Annotated in this window: 1 protein-coding gene; it reads right to left on the bottom strand. The window is 61.1% G+C overall.

Annotated elements, in window-relative coordinates; translation table 11 throughout:
- A partial coding sequence (locus tag CH341_RS33355) for a peptidyl-prolyl cis-trans isomerase (RefSeq protein WP_146604838.1) occupies nucleotides 1–239 on the bottom strand: 239 nt, incomplete at both ends.

Below are 239 nucleotides of genomic sequence, written 5' to 3' on the forward strand. Positions count from 1 at the left end.
CCCTTCGTCGGCCGAAAAGGCGGCGTCGGCGACGTTCTGGTCGACGATTTCGGCTTTTGATTTCAGGCCGAGGTCGACGGCGGAGAGATTTCTCTCGCTTGCGACCTCTTCAAGCGTGTCGCCGGACGAGATTTCGTCGGCAGCCTTCTTGGCATCTTCAGGGTCGTTGAACCGCAGCTGAAGCACGCGGCGTCGCTCAGGCGTCGAGAAGCGCTGAGACTGGCTGTCGTATTCCTGCC

The sequence above is a fragment of the Rhodoplanes roseus genome (assembly GCF_003258865.1).
Classification (GTDB): domain Bacteria; phylum Pseudomonadota; class Alphaproteobacteria; order Rhizobiales; family Xanthobacteraceae; genus Rhodoplanes; species Rhodoplanes roseus.